The sequence below is a fragment of the Novosphingobium sp. 550D genome (genome assembly GCF_057401885.1).
In genome coordinates this window covers 216272-234504 of record NZ_CM171613.1, presented here as the reverse complement: position 1 = coordinate 234504, position 18233 = coordinate 216272, and the positions used below count along the sequence as shown (strand labels likewise).

Below are 18233 nucleotides of genomic sequence, written 5' to 3'. Positions count from 1 at the left end.
GGCAACAATGAAATTCTCTCTTTCGTGGCTGAAGGCCCATCTGGAAACCGAAGCCACCGTCGAACAGATCGCGGGCAAGCTGAACGCCATCGGCCTTGAGGTTGAAGGCATCGAGGACCCGGCGGAAAAGCTGAAGGGCTTTCGCGTTGCGCGCATCCTGACCGCCGAGCGCCACCCCAATGCGGATAAGTTGCAGGTGCTGTCGGTGGACACTGGCGAGGGTGCGCCTTTGCAGGTCGTCTGCGGCGCGCCAAATGCGCGTGCCGGATTGATCGGCGTGCTGGGCCTGCCCGGCGCGGTGGTGCCGGCCAATGGCATGGTGCTGAAAGTCGCCGCCGTGCGCAGCGTCGAATCGAACGGCATGATGTGTTCGATGCGCGAACTGGAATTGGGTGAAGGCCATGACGGCATCATCGAATTGCCCGAAGACGCGCCGGTCGGAACCGCCTTTGCCGAATATCACGGCGCCGATCCGGTGTTCGACATTTCGGTCACGCCCAACCGCCCCGATTGCATGGGCGTCTATGGCATCGCGCGCGATCTGGCCGCCGCTGGTCTGGGCACGTTGAAGCCGATTGCCGCGCCGGGGATTGCCGGTTCTTACCCTTGCCCGGTCGAAATCCGCACCGAGGATACCGATGGTTGCCCCGCCTTTTATGGCCGCACCGTCAAGGGCGTGAAGAACGGCCCCAGCCCGGAATGGCTTCAGGCCGCGCTCAAGGCTGCGGGTCAGCGCCCGATCTCGGCCTTGGTGGACATCACCAATTATGTGATGCTGACCTATGGCCGCCCGGCCCATGCCTATGATCTGGGCAAGCTGTCGGGCGCGGTTGTTGCCCGCCGCGCGGTGGCGGGTGAACAGTGCCTTGCGCTTAATGGCAAGACCTATGATCTGACCGACACGATGACGGTGATTGCCGATGATGCGGGCGTGCATGACATTGCCGGGATCATGGGCGGCGAACATTCAGGGTGCAGCGAGGGGACGACCGATGTCCTGCTGGAAATCGCCTATTTCACGCCGGAGCGGATTGCCGCGACGGGGCGGGCGTTGAACCTGACCTCGGACGCTCGTGCGCGGTTTGAGCGCGGGGTGGACCCGGCCTTCCTTGAAACCGGGCTTGATTTGCTGACCGGGCTGATCCTTGAGATTTGCGGCGGTGAGGCCAGCGAAGTGGTGCGCGCCGGTGCAGCGCCTGCGACCCCCAAGGTGGTTGCCTTCGATCCCGCGCTGGTGACCAAGCTGGGCGGGGTGGAAATTGCCGGGGACGAGCAGAAGCGCATCCTGTCCGCGCTGGGCTTTGCCGTGGGTGCCGATTGGGCCGTGACGGTGCCGGGCTGGCGTCCGGATGTCGATGGCGCGGCGGATATTGTTGAGGAAGTGGTGCGTATCCACGGCCTCGACGGGATCGAGAGCGTGCCTCTGCCCCGCGAGGATGGCGTGGCCAAGCCGACCGCGACCCCGGTGCAGAAATTGGAGCGCCGCCTTCGCCGCGCCGCCGCTGCGCGGGGCCTTAACGAGGCGATCACCTGGTCCTTCCTGCCCGAGGGCGAGGCGGAGCATTTTGCCGAAGGCCCGCTCTGGCGTCTGGCCAATCCGATCAGCGAAGACCTCAAGGTCATGCGACCCAGCCTGATCCCCGGCCTGCTTTCGGCGGCCAAGCGCAATCTGGCGCGTGGGGGCTCTTCGCTGCGTCTGTTTGAAATTGGTCGCCGCTATCTGCGCGATGCCAATGGCAAGGGGGCGGAGCGGCTGACGCTGGCCGTGGTGCTGGCGGGCGACAAGACCCCGCGCGGCTGGGCGACGGGCAAGGCGCAGGCGTTTGACGCCTTTGACGCCAAGGCCGAGGCTTTGGCCCTGCTGGCCGAAGCGGGGGCGCCGGTGGACAATCTGCAAATCATGGGCGAGGCGGGCGCGCAGTTCCACCCCGGCCAGTCAGCCACCTTGCGCCTTGGGCCAAAAAATGTGCTGGCGCGGTTTGGCATGTTGCACCCCACCACCGCCAAGGCGTTTGACCTTGATGGCCCGGTGGCGGTGGCGGAAATCTTCCTCGACGCCATTCCGGGCAAGAAGGGCGCATCAGGCTTTGCCCGCGTCAATTATGCGCCCCCGGCCTTGCAGGCGGTCAAGCGTGACTTTGCCTTCCTTGTGAAGGCCGAGCTTCCCGCAGGCGATCTGCTGCGCGCGGTCAAGGGTGCGGATAAGGCGAATATCATCGCGGCCCGCATCTTTGACGATTTCCGGGGCCAAGGCGTGCCCGAAGGTCAGAAGTCGCTGGCCATCGAGGTGACGCTGCAACCGACGGAAAAGAGCTATAATGAAGCCGACCTCAAGGCGATTGCCGACAAGGTGACGGCCGCCGCCGCCAAGCAGGGGGCAACTCTGCGCGGCTAAGGCTTTAAGGGCTTGAGATAAAAGGGCGCTGCGGGCATTCTCGCGGCGCCTTTTTTGTGGGCCGGATATGGGGAATGGCGTGAGCGAGAATCTGGTACGTATCGTTTCGGGCGAATGGAGCGCGCTGATCCATCCTCTGGGGGCTGAACTGCGCTCGCTGCGCGATGGGGCGGGGCGAGAGTATATGACGGACGCCGATCCGGCCTATTGGACCGGCCACGCGCCTTTGCTGTTCCCGATTGTCGGCGCTCTGTCGGGCAATGTGTTCCGCCATGAAGGGCGCGAATATGCCCTGCCGCGCCATGGATTTGCGCGGCGCAATCTGTTTGCCATCGTTCAGCAGAGCGAGGATGCCGTCACTTTCGCGCTGGAGGATAGCGAGGCGACCCGTGAGGTTTACCCCTTTGCTTTCCGTTTGGAGATGGCGTTCCATTTGGCTGGCGGAACGCTCCATATGGCCGCGACAGTGCATAATCGCGGCGATGGAGTGATGCCTTTCAGCTTTGGCTATCATCCGGCCTTTGCATGGCCTTTGCCGGGCGGAGGTGAAAAGACCGCGCATCGGATCATATTCGCCGCAGACGAACCGGGGCCTGTCCGCCGGGTCAGCAAGGCCACAGGCGAGCTCCTGCCCGAGGGTGAGGCGACGCCGGTGGTGGGGCGCGAATTGGCGCTGCATGAAGGGCTGTTTGATCAGGACGCGATGATCTGGAAAGATATGGCCAGCCGGGCGCTGCGCTATGTTTCTCCGCAAGGCCCCGCGCTTGATATGGCCTTTCCCGATACGCCGGATCTGGGCCTGTGGCAGGTGCCGGGCGCGCATTATCTGTGCATCGAGCCATGGGCGGGCCATGCCGATCCACAAGGTTTCGATGGCGAGATCAGTGCCAAGCCAGGGATTATCCTGTTGCCGTCGGGTGAAGTACATAGGTTCCGCATGGATGTGATGGTAAGCGCGGGATAGACGCCAAGGGCGTAAGCGCGGGATAGACGAAAAGCCCCGCGCCATGTAAGCGCGCGACCATGAATCAAGCCTACGCCACACGCCGCACCTTTGCCATCATCTCGCACCCTGACGCGGGTAAGACCACGCTGACCGAAAAGCTGTTGCTGAACGGCGGCGCGATCCACCTGGCGGGCGAGGTGAAGGCGCGCGGCGCGGCGCGGCGCGCGCGTTCGGACTGGATGAAGATCGAGCAGCAGCGCGGGATCTCGGTGACGTCATCCGTGATGACCTTTGCCCGCGAGTTCGAAGGGCTGGGGCATATCACCTTCAACCTGCTCGACACGCCGGGGCACGAGGATTTCTCGGAGGATACCTATCGCACGCTGACCGCGGTGGATTCGGCCATCATGGTGATTGACGCGGCCAAGGGCATCGAGCCGCAGACGCGCAAACTGTTTGAAGTGTGCCGGATGCGCAATGTGCCGATCATCACCTTTGTCAACAAGGTGGACCGTGAAGGCCGCCCGGTGTTCGAGATTCTTGACGAAGTGGCCGATGCGCTGGCGCTGGACGTTTCACCGCAGAGCTGGCCGGTGGGCATGGGCGGCCAGTTTGAGGGTATCCTTGACCTGAACAGCGGTCGCATCAGCCGTCCCGAGGGCGACAGCCGCGAATTTCTGGGCAAGGTCGATCACGAGCCGGTGCCGGAGGAATTTGCCGAGGAGATCGAACTGGGGCAGGCGGGCTATCCCGAATTTGATCTAGAGGCCTATCGCCACGGCGATCTGACGCCGGTGTTCTTTGGCTCGGCGCTGAAAAACTTTGGCGTGGCCGAATTGATCGAGGCAATTGCCCGCATTGCGCCCCCGCCGCGGCCCCAGCCGAGCGAGGCTGGCGTAATCGACCCTTCGGGCGGCGAGGTGACGGGCTTCATCTTCAAGGTGCAGGCCAATATGGACCCGATGCACCGCGACCGTATCGCCTTCATGCGTCTGGTGTCGGGCACGTTCAAGCGCGGCATGAAACTGACTCCCAGCGCTTTGGGCAAGCCGATTGCGGTGCATTCGCCGATCCTGTTCTTTGCACAGGACCGCGAAATCGCCGATGAGGCGCAGCCGGGCGACATTATCGGCATTCCCAACCACGGCACGTTGCGCGTGGGCGATACTTTGTCGGAAACGAACAAGGTACGCTTCACCGGCCTGCCCAATTTTGCGCCGGAAATCCTGCGCCGCGTGCAATTGAAGGACCCGACCAAGACCAAGCAATTGCGCAAGGCGTTGGACGATCTCTCGGAAGAAGGCGTGATTCAGGTTTTCTATCCCGAAATCGGCAGTCAATGGATTGTCGGCGTCGTGGGCCAGCTTCAGCTCGACGTGCTGATTTCGCGGCTGGAGGCGGAATATAAGGTCGGGGCGATGCTCGAACCGGCGCCCTTTGACACGGCGCGCTGGGTCAAGGGCGATGCCAAGGCCCTGTCTGACTTTGCCGAATTCAACCGCGCCAATCTGGCCAAGGACCGCGATGGCGATCCGGTGTTCATGGCGCGCTCGGTCTGGGACGTTTCGTATCAGCAGGAGCGCAATCCCGAATTGACCTTTTCCGCGACCAAGGAGCGGTAAGGGTCGGTATCATCGCTGGATAAAAATTGCGCGTCGGAACCCCGGTTCTGGCGCGCAATTTTTTGGGCGTGGCGCGTTTAGGGTCAAATGCCTGCCTAAATTTTAAGCAGATGCATAGGAATCGGGCGCGGTGTCCGATGATTTATCCGCCAGATGATGCCAATTCGCGCCGAGATGAACCGAAATCTCAAGAAGCGATGAATTGGCACGCCCCTTGCAATCCCTATTGGCATGCCGGCGCAGGGCCGGTGGGCTAATAGGGGATAGGCATGAAGTTCATCATCGCCATCATCAAGCCGTTCAAGCTCGACGAGGTGCGTGAAGCTCTCGGCGCACTTGGGGTCGCCGGTCTGACGGTGTCCGAAGTGAAGGGCTTTGGTCGGCAAAAAGGGCAGACCGAAATCTATCGCGGTGCCGAATATTCGACCAACATGCTGCCTAAGGTGAAGATCGAGATCGCCGCCAGCGACGAACTGGCGCCGCGCGTGGTCGAAACCATCCAGCAGGCCGCCAGCACCGAAGCGATCGGCGATGGCAAGATCTTCGTGCTCGACCTGGCCTCGGCCGTCCGCATCCGCACCGGTGAAACCGGGGATACCGCCCTGTGAGCGGTGCCAGCCTTAGGAGTGAACCCACTATGATCCGCAAGATGATCTGCGGCGCTGGGGCTTTGGGCGCATCGCTCTTTGCCGCCACCACCGCTTTTGCGCAGGCCGCGCCGATCAAGGCGCCGACCGCCGAACAGATGGCCACCATGGTCAACAAGGGCGACAACACCTGGATGCTCGTGTCCGCGGTGCTGGTGCTGTTGATGAGCATCCCGGCTCTGGCCCTGTTTTATGGCGGTCTTGTCCGCACCAAGAACATGCTCAGCGTGCTGATGCAGGTTTTCATGATCGTTTCGGTGGCCGCCCTTGTGTGGGTGTGCTGGGGCTATTCGATGGCCTTCACCGGCGGTTCGCCCTTTGTTGGCGGCTTCTCCAAGGCGTTCCTGATGGGCGTTTCGGCCAGCACCTATGCGGCCACCTTCTCGAACAACGTCTATCTGCCTGAATACACCTATGTCATCTTCCAGATGACCTTTGCCTGCATCACGCCGGCGCTGATCGTGGGTGCTTTTGCAGAACGCGTGAAGTTCACCCCGCTGATCATTTTCACGGTGCTGTGGCTGACCTTCATCTATTTCCCGATGGCGCACATGGTGTGGTACTTCGCCGGTCCCGACTTCCTGTCGGATAACACCGCCGATGCTGGCCTGCTCTATGGTTGGGGCGCTCTGGACTTCGCTGGCGGCACGGTTGTGCACATCAACGCCGGTATTGCTGGCCTGGTCGGCTGCCTCGTGATCGGCAAGCGCGTAGGCTATGGCAAGGAAGCCACCCCGCCGCACTCGCTGACCATGACCATGATCGGCGCCTCGCTGCTGTGGGTTGGTTGGTTCGGCTTCAACGCCGGTTCGAATCTGGAAGCCAATGGTCTGGCCTCGCTGGCCTTCATCAACACCTTCGTCGCCACCGCCGCCGCCGCTGTCAGCTGGTCGCTGGTTGAACAGGTCAAGCATGGCAAGCCCTCGATGCTGGGCGCTGCTTCGGGTGCTGTGGCTGGTCTGGTTGCCATCACGCCGGCTTCGGGCTTTGCGGCTCCGATGACCTCGATCGTTCTGGGTCTGATCGTTTCGCCGATCTGCTTCTTCTTCGTGTCGACCGTGAAGAACAAGCTGAAGTATGACGACACGCTCGACGTGTTCGGCGTGCACTGCATCGGCGGTATCGTCGGCGCCATCGGCACCGGCATCGTTGCCGACCCCTCGCTGGGCGGTCAGGGCTGGGTGGACTACACCGTATTCCCCGCCAAGGCCGGCACCTATGACATGGTTGGTCAGGTGATCACCCAGATCAAGGCCGTCGTCCTGACGCTGGTTCTCTCGGGTGTTGGTTCGGCGATCCTGTTCATCGCTCTGGACAAGACCATCGGTCTGCGTCCCTCGGAAGAAGCCGAGCGCGAAGGCCTCGACATCACCGAGCATGGCGAACGCGCCTACAACATGTGAATTTAAAAGTTTGGCGGGGCTGGGGTTTCTCCTCTCTCTCTTCCTCCCCGGTTCCGCCTACCGATGTTCCTCCTGCGAACGACAAACTAACAAAGGGCCGGAGCCAGCCGCTCCGGCCCCTTTTTTATGCGCGCAGGGCAGCAAAAAAGGGCCGGGGAGCGAACCCCGACCCTTTTTGCGTTTTAGCTGATAGATTAGCGAGCCTGTGCAGCCAGCATGTCCATCAGCGGTCGAACCGGGCTGACATCATAGCCGGCGGCGGCGGCCTGCGCGGTGACTTCGTTCAGATCAGCGCCAAGGCTGGCCTGAGCCAGCGACCAGAGCAGCGTCGAGCGGGTGCCTGAGCGGCAATAGGCCAGGATCTTGCCATCGCCCTTGAGCGCATCGACCATGGCCGTGACTTGCGCCTGGCTGAAACCGGCGTGGGTGACGGGGATGGCGACATAGCCAAGGCCTGCGGCGGCGGCGGCCTGCGCGATGGAATCGCCCGGCGTCTGGTCATCGCTTTCGCCTTCGGGGCGGTTGTTGATGATCAGGCTGATGCCTTGCGCCGCAGCGGCCTCGACATCGGCAAGGCTGATTTGCGGGCTGGCCCAGACGCGCTCGGAAATCTGGCGGAACATGCATGTCTCCTGTTCAAGGCAGGCGCGTTGGCGAATGTGCCGCGCCAATTGGCTGGAATCGCTCTGCCAATCGGGAATGGATCGCACAAGCGAGGATTTATGGGAGGTGGATGAGTCGCGCACTTGCAGCACTTTTTTCGGATATTCTTGGATTTGGACGCGATTCTATTCGCCATGCCTTGGAATTTAGGATATGCCTTAAAGTGCAGAGGAAAGGGCTACGCGCTGTGCGTGGCTGCTTGCCCTGTCGTTTGGTGCGTTTCGTCCACGTGCCACGCGATTTGGATCAGGGCGAAGCGAAGGTACTTTCGGTTTTATGGGTTTTGATAGAGGGCGTCGCGGCAGGGGCCGAGACAAGCGCGACGGGTTCGGCGAAGACAGCTTTGATCCGTTCATGGGTGGTGGCGACCGCTTTGGCGGCGGTGATCGCTTTGGCGGCGGCGACCGTTTCGGTGGCGGTCGTGAACGTGGCGGCTTCGGCGGCGGCGATCGCGGTGGCTTCGGCGGCGGCCCGCGTGGCGGCGGCTTCGGCGGCGGCGGCGGTGGCGGCTTCGGCGGCCCGCGCGGCGGCGGTGGCGGCGGCGGCATGCCTGCTCAGGTTGTTGGCCAGGGCAAGGGCGTCGTAAAGTTCTTCAACGCTCAAAAGGGTTTCGGCTTCATCCAGCGTGAAGACGGCGGCGAAGATGTGTTCGTGCACATCAGCGCGGTCGAACGCGCCGGTCTTGAAGGTCTGGCCGAAGGTCAGGGTCTGGAATTCACCCTGGTGGATCGTGGCGGCAAAGTGTCGGCCAGCGATCTGTCGGTGGTGGGTGATGTGATCGCGGTCGCCAAGCGCGAACCCGCTGCTCCCCAGCGCCAGCTGACCGGTGAAAAGGCAACCGGCACGGTCAAGTTTTTCAACGCGATGAAGGGCTTCGGCTTCATCACGCGTGATGACGGCCAGCCTGACGCTTTCGTGCACATCAGCGCGGTCGAACGTTCGGGTCTTCGTGAAATCAACGAAGGCGACCGTCTGGAATTCGACATCGAAGTCGATCGACGAGGCAAGTACTCGGCGGTCAACCTCTCGCCGCGTCAGGGTTGATCCCGAACCTCTTGCAATAGAGGACGCATGGCCTTCGTGGGTCAAATCTGATTTCCTTTACGGACAGGTTTGACCCAAAGGCGGCGACAGCATAAACGCGCGCAAATGGCGGCAGGTCCGAACGAATCGGTTCGGGCCGCCGCCATTTCGCGTTTGCAGCTGTTTCGGAAAATTCCGGTTGCCTCGGAAAATTCTGCTGAACATTGTCTGGAATGAAAACAGGCTCCTCGCTTTTGGAGCCGTCTGGAATGCAAAGGAAATATCGATGACCATTTCGCCTTTGATGCCTGTTTACCCGCGGACCGCCTTTCGGCCGGTGCGTGGTGAGCATTGCCATCTGATTGGCGAGGACGGTCGCCGATATCTCGATTTTGCGGCCGGTATTGCGGTGAATCTGTTGGGCCACAGCCATGAAGGCCTGATCGGAGCGATTCAGCAGCAGGCTGCAACGCTGATGCATGTGTCGAACCTGTATGGCAGCCCGCATCAGGAAAGCGTGGCCAAGCGCTTGGTTGAAATGACCTTTGCCGATACGGTGTTTTTCACCAATTCGGGCGCGGAAGCCGTGGAATGCGCGATCAAGACGGCGCGGGCCTATCATCAGCAGATCGGTAATCTCGACAAATATGAACTGATCACCTTCAAGGAAGCCTTCCATGGCCGGACTTTGGGGACGATTTCGGCGTCGAATCAGGAAAAGATGCATAAGAATTTCCTGCCGATCCTGCCGGGCTTCAAATATGTCGATTTCGGTGATCTGGAAGCTGTGAAGGCTGCGATCGGTCCCAATACGGGCGGTATCCTGATCGAACCGATTCAGGGTGAAGGCGGTGTCAAGGTGGCTACCGAGGAGTTCCTGCAGGCTCTGCGGGCGCTGTGCGACGAGCATGACCTGATGCTGATTTTCGATGAAGTGCAGACCGGCGTGGCGCGGACCGGTACTTTCTATGCCTATGAACAGTTTGACGTCGTGCCCGACATTCTGGCGACGGCCAAGGGTATCGGCGGTGGATTCCCCGTGGGCGCTTGCCTTGCCACCGAAAAGGCGGCGCGCGGTATGGTCGCAGGCACGCATGGCAGCACCTATGGCGGCAATCCGCTGGCGATGGCGGCAGCCAATGCGGTGCTTGACGCGGTGGCCAACGATGAATTCATGGCGCATGTGCGCGACATGGGTGCCAAGCTGACCAGCCGTCTGGAACAGTTCATCGGTAATTATCCCGATCTGTTTGAACTGGTGCGCGGGCGTGGCCTGATGCTCGGCCTGAAGATGAAGGTTGAGCCGCGGCCTTTCGTGGCGCATCTGCGCGACAATCATCAATTGCTCTGCGTTTCGGCGGGCGACAAAACCATGCGGATTCTGCCGCCGTTGGTCATTGATGAAAGCCATATCGACGAATTCATGGAAAAGCTGTCGGCCGCTGCGGCCAGCTATCAGCCTGAAGAGGTGGCATGATGGCTCGGCATTTCCTGAACCTTTCTGATGCGGGAGGTGACGCGGTCGTCGCGATGCTCAATGATGCGCTCGATCGCAAGCGGGCGCGCATTGGCTGGACCAAGGGGCAGGCCGATGCGGACGCGCCTTTGGCCGGGCATGTTTTGGCGATGATTTTTGAAAAAAATTCGACCCGGACGCGGGTGTCCTTTGACATGGCGATGCGTCAGTTGGGCGGCAGCGCGATCGTCATGGACGCGGGCGGCATGCAGCTGGGCCGGGGCGAGACCATTGCCGATACGGCCCGTGTTCTGAGCCGCATGGTTGATGCAATCATGATCCGCACCAATGATCACGCCAAGATCGAGGAACTGGCGCATTATGCCGATGTTCCGGTGATCAACGGTCTGACTGACGCTTCGCATCCGTGCCAGATCATGGCCGATCTGCTGACGTTGCTGGAACGCGGTGCGGCTTTGCCGGGCATGGAAATGGCCTGGCTGGGCGATGGCAACAATGTGCTTCATTCGCTGATTGAGGCGGCCGGCCTGCTGAAGTTCAACATTCGCGTTGGCGGGCCCAAGGGCTTTGAACCGGATGCAGCTTTTGTAAAGGAAGCCGAGGCGCGCGGCGCCAAGATTACCTTTACGCAGGACGCCGCCCAAGCAGCCCGCGGCGCACAGGTGGTGGTGACGGACACCTGGGTTTCGATGGGGCAGCCGGGCGGCGAGGCCGTGATCAAGGCCATGGAGCCCTATCAGGTCAATGACGCGCTGATGGCGCAGGCGGCACCGGGGGCTTTGTTCCTCCACTGCCTGCCCGCGCACCGCGGCGAGGAAGTGACCGACAGCGTGATCGACAGCGCGCAAAGCGTTGTCTGGGATGAGGCGGAAAACCGTATTCATGCCCAGAAGTCGGTTCTGCGCTGGGCCTTTGGACAGTTGTGAGCGACGGCATGGATTGCGTTCTGCACTTCACCATTCCGTCGCGTGATGCACGGGGGCGGGCGGTTCGCCTTGGCCCCGTGCTCGACCTCGTGCAATCGGCACATGATTATCCGCCGCCGATCCGCAAGCTGCTGGCCGAGGCGCTGGTGCTGGGTGCGCTGATGGGATCTTTGCTCAAGGATCAGGATAGCCAGTTGACCATGCAGGCGCAGACGCAGGATGGCGTCGTCGATCTGTTGGTCTGTGATTATCGCAATGGCGAGGTGCGCGGCTATGCTCGCCATGACGAGGAGCGTCTGGCCAAGCTTGGGCCGAATCCGACACTGCATGATCTGTTCGGCAAGGGCTATCTGGCGATTACCTTCGACCTGGCCGTAACGGGGCAGCGGTATCAGGGAGTTGTGCCGCTTGAGGGCGATTCTCTGGCGGAGGCTTGTCAAGCGTATTTCATTCAGTCGGAACAGGTCCCGACGCTGATCCGTGTAGCGACCTCGGACGAAGGCGGGCATTGTGTTGCTGGCGGCCTGTTGATTCAGCATTTGCCCGATGGTGAGGAGGGGCGCGCTCGCTTACATGTGCAGCTCGATCATCCGCATTGGGAACATGTGGCGGTGATGGCCGGTTCGACACGGGACGCTGAACTGGTTGATCGCGATTTGGCGCTGGATCAGTTGGTTTGGCGACTTTTCCACGAAGAGAGCGAGGTGCGTGTTTCCGAAGATGCACCGCTCAAGCGTGGATGCCGGTGCAGCGAAGAACACTATCGTTCGATCCTGTCGCGGTTTGGCGAGGGCGATTTAGCGGAAATGCGAGACGAAAATGGCGCGATCATTATCGATTGTGCCTTTTGCTCTAAGCTCTTCCCGATTTCGATGTAAGGTGTTGCGGGCCTGATCGGCCTTGCCGCAATGAGATGGATATGACCCAAATTCCTGTTTCTCCGGGCCGCAAGGCGGTCGTCCTGCTCTCGGGTGGGCTTGATTCGATGGTGTCGGCTGGGCTGGCGCGCGAGGCTGGCTATGAAATTTATGCGCTGACCATCGACTATAACCAGCGTCATAGCTGCGAAATCGATGCTGCGCGTGTGCTGGCCAAGGAATTGGGCGCGGCAAGGCATGTGGTTTTGCCGCTTGATTTGCGCCAATTTGGCGGTTCGGCGCTGACGGATGATATTGATGTGCCCAAGGATGGGTTGGAGCCGGGGATTCCGGTGACCTATGTCCCGGCGCGCAATCTTGTGTTCCTTTCGCTCACGCTGGCGTGGGCCGAGGCTGTCGGGGCACTTGACATCTTCATCGGGGTCAACGCGCTGGATTATTCGGGCTATCCTGATTGCCGACCGGAATTTATCTCTGGTTTCACTGAACTTGCGCGATTGGCGACCAAGGCGGGCGATCAGGGTAGCGAGTTCACCATCCATGCTCCGCTGCAGTTTTTGGGCAAGGCCGACATTGCCCGTGAAGCAGACCGGCTTGGGCTGGATGTGGGCATGAGTTGGTCCTGTTACGATCCGCAGCCCGATGGCGCAGCCTGTGGCTTGTGCGATAGCTGTCGACTGCGCTTGGCCGGTTTTGCCGAAGCAGGCCTTGAGGATAAGGTTCGCTACGCTGTGAAGTAGAAGTTGGCCATTTCAGATTTATAGACCCAAAAAACGTATGGCCCGCCCCGTCTGCAAGGGGGATTTTGAAGTGTTCTGATCAGTCTGCGTCAACGTATGCGGTCTCATGGGTGACCCCATGGCCAAGATGGACATCCGCACGTCTGGAGCCACAATAAAGACGCCGGCAACGAGTGCCATTTTTTTGGCCGGGCTTTCCAGACGCCGATCGACTGTCAGGCCATCTTCACGATCCTTCCTGCAAACATCGTTGGCCTATGCACGAAGATGCGTGCGGCCGATCCGGTTATGCCGCGACTGGGTAGCCGCGTTCGAACGTCGCGTCCTTGCGCAAGGCCGCCCATGCGATCCGCGCCAGCTTGTTGGCCAGCGCGACGACGATAGCATTGCGGTGGACTCCTCGCTCGATCATTCCTGTCAACCAGCGCCCCAACGGGGTCTCGCTTCGCGCCAGCGACGGCAATGCTGCTCGGGCACCGTGGATGAGCAAGGTGCGCAAGTAGGTGTTGCCTCGCTTGGAGATGCCGAGCAGCCGCGGCTTGCCGCCGGTAGTATGCTGACGGGGCACCAGACCGAGCCAGGCACCCAGGTCTCGGGCTTTGGCAAAGCTGCTGGCATCGCCCACGGCTGCAATCAGGGCAGTTGCGTTCAGCACCCCGACGCCGGGGATGGATGTGAGCCGCCGGGCAGCCGCGTCATTGCGCGCCAGCTCGACAAACTCGCCGTTCAGCGCTTCCACCCTGGTATCGAGTTCGCGCCATTCGGCACGCAGTTCGGCCACCAACTGGCGCAGACGCGGTGACAAGGTCGTATCCTCATCGGCCAGCAGGGCATCGATGCCGAGTTCCAGCTTGCGCCGCCCAACCGGGAAAATGGTCCCGCGCTCCAGCAGGATCGCCCGCAACTGGTTGGTCAGGCTCCTGCGCTCAGCCACCAGGCGCGAGCGAACCCGGTGGAGCGTCTGGATGTCCAACTGCTCCTGGGTCTTGAGTTCGACGAAGCGCATCGTTGGACGCGAGGCGGCCTCCGCGATCCCCTCGGCGTCGCGGTCATCGTTCTTCTGTGCTTTGACATACGGCCGTACGTACTCCGGCGACATCAGCCGGATCTCATGTCCGTGCGCGGCGAACAGGCGCCCCAGATAATGGGCACCGCAACATGCCTCCATCGCGACCACGCACACAGGAAGCTTGGCAACGTAGTCGACCAGCGTCTGGCGGCGCATCGACCTGCGTACGACGACAGCTCCCGCCGCATCCACGCCAACCACACTGCAGGCATTCTTGCCCAAATCAACGCCAAGGATCACAATAGACATCGGTCCGCTCCTTTCCTCTTCAAGCACCAGCATCATATCCGATGCCGGGGAAAAGGGGCGGGCCATCCCATAAAGGCTGGGCTCGATTATGAGTTCCAGCCTGTTTTTTTGGTTTGTTTCGCGTGTTGGTTTTGGCCGTAAGCGGCAAATGACTGGATTGCTAAGCGTCAGGCTGGCTGGCAAAAAAGAAGGGGCAGCTTTCGCTGCCCCTTCCGTGTCTGCCTGAAAGGCTGGACTTAGTTGCCCGAACCCGGACCGTAGGTGATTTCCACGCGACGGTTCTGAAGTTCGCGAACGCCGTCGGCGGTCGGAACGCGGGGGTTGGCTTCACCAAAGGCCTGGCTCGAGATCGCCGAGTCAGCGATGCCGTGCGAGGTGAAGTAGCCGCGGACCGAAGCGTTACGACGAGCCGAGAGGGCCACGTTGTACTTGGGCGTACCCGAGCGGTCGGCATAGCCAGCCAGAACGACGGGAACCGAAGCGCAGTTGCCATAGGCCTGAATAGCGCTGTCGAGGATCGACGCTGCTTCAGGGGTGATGTCGGCCTTATCCCAATCGAAGAACACGATGTAGGGACCCTTGTTGCACACCGGAGCCGGGGGCGGCGGAGGCGGCGGAGGCGGCGGAGGCGGCGGAGGCGGCGGCGGGGGCGGCGGAGGCGGAGGCGGAGCAACCGGAGCCGGTTCAGCACCGAAGTTGTAGGTCAGCGTCGCCAGCAGCGAGTGCGAGTGGAACTTTTCCGACAGCGTGTTGCCGGTGAAGCCCACAAAGCGGTCAGCACCCGGAGCGTTGAAGTAGCGATACTTCAGGCCCAGATCCCAGTTCTTGCTGATGGGAGCGCGAACGCCAGCAATGGCCTGCCAAGCAAAGCCGGTGGCCGAATCGTTAACGTTATAAGCAGCAACCGAGGTTGCGTTGAAGCTCTTGACGCGAGCAACGCCGACACCGCCGCCAATGAAGCCCTGAAGGCCGTTGTCGGGACCGAAGTCGAGCAGGCCGTTGGCCATGAAGCTCAGTGCGCTGGTGCTACCTGCGACCTGACCGTTGGAGTAGGTGTAGGTGGTGCCGTTCGCAGCTTCGAACGACTTGGTCTTCACGCGACGATAGCTGGCTTCGGTTTCCAGACGGAAGGGACCGAAGTCATAACCGACGATACCGCCGAAGTCGTAGCCGAGCTTCGACTTGATGTTACCCAGAGCCGTGCCACCAGCGGTGACGTTGGCGACGGGGTTGGATTCTACGATGACACCACCGGCGTCGCCTTCGACGTACCAGGTCTTGTCTTTGGCCAGTGCCGGCGTAGCGAGGGCAGTCGATGCCAACGCCAAGCCCAAGGCAATCTTGCGCATGTGTTTTCCCCTTGTGCGAGTGAGAGGCTACCAATTGGTCGCAGGTCTACCGCCTCGCTAACAGGGGTGCAAGCCGAGAAATTCCAAAGACTGTTGCATATTGGGCACATGTGCGACAATTCGGAATGCTGGCTTTGGCGCTTTTCTGCGCGATGAACCTCTTAGGGTAAAATACCTGCCAACTTTAATGCTGCAATCAGTTGATTTAAGGCCGCCCTTGCTTCCGAATCGACATTCCCTCCGCCTGTGGGTGTGGTTACTTCTTGCGGAATTTTCCACTCGGAAAAGTAAAGCCAAGATTGGCCGGTTGCTCGATTGAAAATGCGCATGCCATCTTGAGGGGTGATGTATGTCCAAGCCCCGCTTTGCCAGCTGGCAATTTTGCCTGACTGCCCGCTCCATTCACCAGTGGGCGCTGATGCAATATGCCATGCGTCTCCATTGGCCGGTGTTGCAGGTGGCGTAGCAGCTGTGCCTTCGATGGCACAGTGCAATAGAGTGTCCGCGCGCGCCAAGGCTTCGTTGACGTAGAACTCCTTTTGCGCCTGTCCGACATAGAGGAAGGGCAAGCCGAAACGCGGGCTGGAATTTTCAAAGGTCAGCGGGTCGCTCATGAAAACTCTCCTTAGGATTATTCGGTTGTTTCATTCGGAAATTCACAGGGCGCAGAGGTACAGGGCGTCGGATGACTGATAGGTCCCACTTTGCTTGACCCAGATCGAAGCGTGTCCATGACTGGTGACCAGCGTCGCCTGCGCCTCTGGAGAAAGTGTCAGCTCGGGTGTGCCTACCTGCCAATAGGCATAGGGCGCAGCCGTCGGGCCGTAGCCCACTATATAGGCCTCTTTTTCCTCTTTAAGCGGTACGTCCACGTCATCCGACCAAGTCCAGCAGCCCCGCGCGCGCCTGGTCCAAGCGAGCGCCAAATTGCCATCGGTCTGGAATACTGCCGCACCGTGGACTGGGGTAAGAGGACGGGTTGCGATACCTCGGCATGCGATGGACGATTCCGCCGGGCTGGCATCACCAAGGCCCATGGCGGCGATCAACACGTTTGGCGCGGTGCCAATCCTGCTTTTGTCCAGTTCCGTGATCGTGTCGTCGATAAGGCTGAAGTCTTCATCAATTGCATGACCGTCGGTTTGGGCTTCTGTGCCACCTCGGCCGCGAAGCAATTGTTCAAGCCTCCATCGTGTCCCGCCCAGCGGGACCGCACGGCCAAACTGGATGATCTCGCGGCCAAGCAAGGCACGATTTTTGCCCGCGGCCAATTCGGCCATGGTGACATCGACCAGTGCCAAATGATCATTTGCCAATTCTATTTCGACCGTGTTTTGCCGATCCAGCCGATGAGTAGGCCCACTGGCCAGAGCCGTTGCGGTCTTGCCAATGGTGGCCATCTGGCGGCTGCTGTTGCCGATTTGGATCAGCGCGCCCGTGCCGTCATCCACATAGATGGTGGCTCCCTTCCATGTGTTGCCCGATGTCGAAAGCGCGGCATAGATCAGGCCGCTGTCACCGGCATTTGTGCCATCAGACGGCAATTCAAACGCCACGATCTGCGTCGGACCCAGTATAAGATCGGAAGCCAGATTGGCTTGGCCCGACGTCGTTGTGCCAAGTGTCAGCGTTTGGGTTGGCGCGATACGCGACAGTCCCAGTTCAATACCGGTATCACGCCATTCCCAGTCATCCACCCGCCAGACACCAGAGATATCGGGCAGTGTGACGCATGTACCCGGAGTGATCGCGGGATCGAGCTCCGCACATCGCCACTGAATGGTTTCCTGTGCCCAGCCTTCGTTCTGTGCCACGCTGCAGATCAGGCGAAAGGCCTGACCGCTGGTGGTGCAAACCGGCAGGTCGATCGTTTTGGGTTGACCGGGCAAGGTCGCGCCCGGCGCGCGTTGGGAGCCGGGTTGGTAATCAAGGTCCAGATCGTAATAGCGCAGCGTTCGCGGGGGCGACTTGCTGGGCGGGGTGCGCTTCCAGCTAAATCCTGCTTTGCCGCCGAAGTCACCCGACGTAGTGGCTGCCACCGGCTCACCCAGGCTTCGTGTAACCGAGCCATTTTGATGGGCGATGGTCAATCCGCCGCCGTCTGCATCGCAAGTGATGGGGACAACCGGCATCCAGGTCGCCAATGTGTCGGCCAACGGGTCGCTGCATGAAAAGCCAAGGATGCCTTCAACCGGCAAGTCAGCCCGCGCCTCATCGACCGAATCGTGAACAAGAGCGCCCAGATTGAGCGTTCCTTCATCGCAGAAAATTTCAAAATTGAGGCTGGGCAACCGATTGCCGAATTCGCCCAGTTGGAGGCTTTCAAACACGACATAGGCCGTGCCTCGAAACGCCGGACAGTTGGCCGCCCCCAAGACCGCAGCCATCAGCGGGTCGACGGGTTGATCATCGGCACCCGTGTGGATACGCAATGTTCCCCCGACCTTCAGATCACCCGAAGCCCCGCGCAGCAATTTGCCATCAGCCCAGATCCGACCGATACCCTGAATGGGCCGACTGGCCAAAGCAACGGCGAAGGATGACGTATAGCTATAGCTTGTGGTCGATGGCTGGCCCTTGCCCCCGCCGGTGGTCGATGCATGCTCGCTTAAATCGGTTGCCCAGATGATGGTGCCGCCAACGCGCATTTGACCATAATGGCGCGGCAAGGTTGCGCCATATGTGGACGTCGTGACGCTCATGTCTTGCAGGCGCGGGCCCTGTCGTTTCTTGGTGCCGAAAATCGAACCGTCGATCTGACTGCCGACCAGGGCACCCAAAGCGCCACCCAAAGGCCCGCCAAAGGCGGTGCCGATTGCCGTGAACAAAAGAGTAGCCATGTTCTG

General features: G+C 60.8%; 15 protein-coding genes. 10 read left to right on the top strand and 5 right to left on the bottom strand.

Features of this window, described 5'->3' with window-relative positions; all coding sequences use genetic code 11:
• The first annotated feature begins 7 nt into the window (after nt 1-7).
• From pheT to AC2S2E_RS01120, 5 genes are all read left to right on the top strand, one after another.
• Nucleotides 8-2395, top strand: a complete 2388-nt coding sequence (gene pheT, locus AC2S2E_RS01140) for a phenylalanine--tRNA ligase subunit beta (protein WP_486523432.1) — start codon at nt 8-10, stop codon at nt 2393-2395.
• Between the two features lie 79 nt (nt 2396-2474).
• A complete protein-coding gene (locus AC2S2E_RS01135; RefSeq protein WP_486523431.1) occupies nt 2475-3359 on the top strand; it encodes an aldose 1-epimerase family protein in 885 nt (294 codons plus the stop codon).
• Nucleotides 3360-3418: 59 nt separating this feature from the next.
• Nucleotides 3419-4963: a peptide chain release factor 3 gene (locus tag AC2S2E_RS01130; protein ID WP_486523430.1), complete on the top strand. Its 1545-nt coding sequence runs from the start codon at nt 3419-3421 to the stop codon at nt 4961-4963.
• 269 nt (nt 4964-5232) lie between these two features.
• A complete protein-coding gene (locus tag AC2S2E_RS01125; protein ID WP_168603000.1) occupies nt 5233-5571 on the top strand; it encodes a P-II family nitrogen regulator in 339 nt (112 codons plus the stop codon).
• Nucleotides 5572-5600: 29 nt separating this feature from the next.
• On the top strand, nt 5601-7013 hold the full coding sequence (locus tag AC2S2E_RS01120; protein WP_476104313.1) for an ammonium transporter: 1413 nt from the start codon (nt 5601-5603) through the stop codon (nt 7011-7013).
• Nucleotides 7014-7207: 194 nt separating this feature from the next.
• Here AC2S2E_RS01120 and AC2S2E_RS01115 read toward each other — a convergent pair whose 3' ends face one another.
• Nucleotides 7208-7636 carry a protein tyrosine phosphatase family protein gene (locus AC2S2E_RS01115; RefSeq protein WP_486523429.1) on the bottom strand — a complete coding sequence of 143 codons (429 nt, stop codon included), beginning with the start codon at nt 7634-7636 and terminating at the stop codon, nt 7208-7210.
• Nucleotides 7637-7952: 316 nt separating this feature from the next.
• Between AC2S2E_RS01115 and AC2S2E_RS01110 the strand changes: the two genes are divergently transcribed.
• The 5 genes from AC2S2E_RS01110 to queC all read left to right on the top strand — a co-directional run bounded on the left by AC2S2E_RS01110 (nt 7953) and on the right by queC (nt 12720).
• On the top strand, nt 7953-8720 hold the full coding sequence (locus AC2S2E_RS01110) for a cold-shock protein (RefSeq protein ID WP_486523428.1): 768 nt from the start codon (nt 7953-7955) through the stop codon (nt 8718-8720).
• A 265-nt stretch (nt 8721-8985) separates the two neighbouring features.
• The gene (locus AC2S2E_RS01105; RefSeq protein ID WP_486523426.1) at nt 8986-10176 is read left to right on the top strand and encodes an acetylornithine transaminase; all 1191 of its coding nucleotides are present in this window, start codon (nt 8986-8988) and stop codon (nt 10174-10176) included.
• The gene (gene argF, locus AC2S2E_RS01100; protein WP_486524653.1) at nt 10176-11102 is read left to right on the top strand and encodes an ornithine carbamoyltransferase; all 927 of its coding nucleotides are present in this window, start codon (nt 10176-10178) and stop codon (nt 11100-11102) included. The genes AC2S2E_RS01105 and argF overlap by 1 nt, the downstream gene beginning before the upstream one ends.
• Nucleotides 11103-11110: 8 nt before the next feature.
• Nucleotides 11111-11980: an Hsp33 family molecular chaperone HslO gene (gene hslO, locus AC2S2E_RS01095; protein ID WP_476104309.1), complete on the top strand. Its 870-nt coding sequence runs from the start codon at nt 11111-11113 to the stop codon at nt 11978-11980.
• A 41-nt stretch (nt 11981-12021) separates the two neighbouring features.
• Complete coding sequence (gene queC, locus AC2S2E_RS01090; protein ID WP_486523425.1) at nt 12022-12720, top strand: 7-cyano-7-deazaguanine synthase QueC; 699 nt, start codon at nt 12022-12024, stop codon at nt 12718-12720.
• Nucleotides 12721-13006: 286 nt separating this feature from the next.
• Here the strand turns inward: queC and AC2S2E_RS01085 are convergent, their stop codons facing one another.
• The 4 genes from AC2S2E_RS01085 to AC2S2E_RS01070 all read right to left on the bottom strand — a co-directional run bounded on the left by AC2S2E_RS01085 (nt 13007) and on the right by AC2S2E_RS01070 (nt 18227).
• Nucleotides 13007-14038 (bottom strand): IS110 family RNA-guided transposase, encoded by a 1032-nt coding sequence (locus tag AC2S2E_RS01085; RefSeq protein WP_066531508.1) that lies wholly within the window; start codon nt 14036-14038, stop codon nt 13007-13009.
• Nucleotides 14039-14274: 236 nt separating this feature from the next.
• The gene (locus AC2S2E_RS01080) at nt 14275-15387 is read right to left on the bottom strand and encodes an OmpA family protein (RefSeq protein WP_476104307.1); all 1113 of its coding nucleotides are present in this window, start codon (nt 15385-15387) and stop codon (nt 14275-14277) included.
• 161 nt (nt 15388-15548) lie between these two features.
• The gene (locus AC2S2E_RS01075) at nt 15549-16001 is read right to left on the bottom strand and encodes a DUF2793 domain-containing protein (protein ID WP_486523424.1); all 453 of its coding nucleotides are present in this window, start codon (nt 15999-16001) and stop codon (nt 15549-15551) included.
• Nucleotides 16002-16043: 42 nt separating this feature from the next.
• Nucleotides 16044-18227: a phage tail protein gene (locus AC2S2E_RS01070; protein WP_486523423.1), complete on the bottom strand. Its 2184-nt coding sequence runs from the start codon at nt 18225-18227 to the stop codon at nt 16044-16046.
• Between the last annotated feature and the right edge of the window lie 6 nt (nt 18228-18233).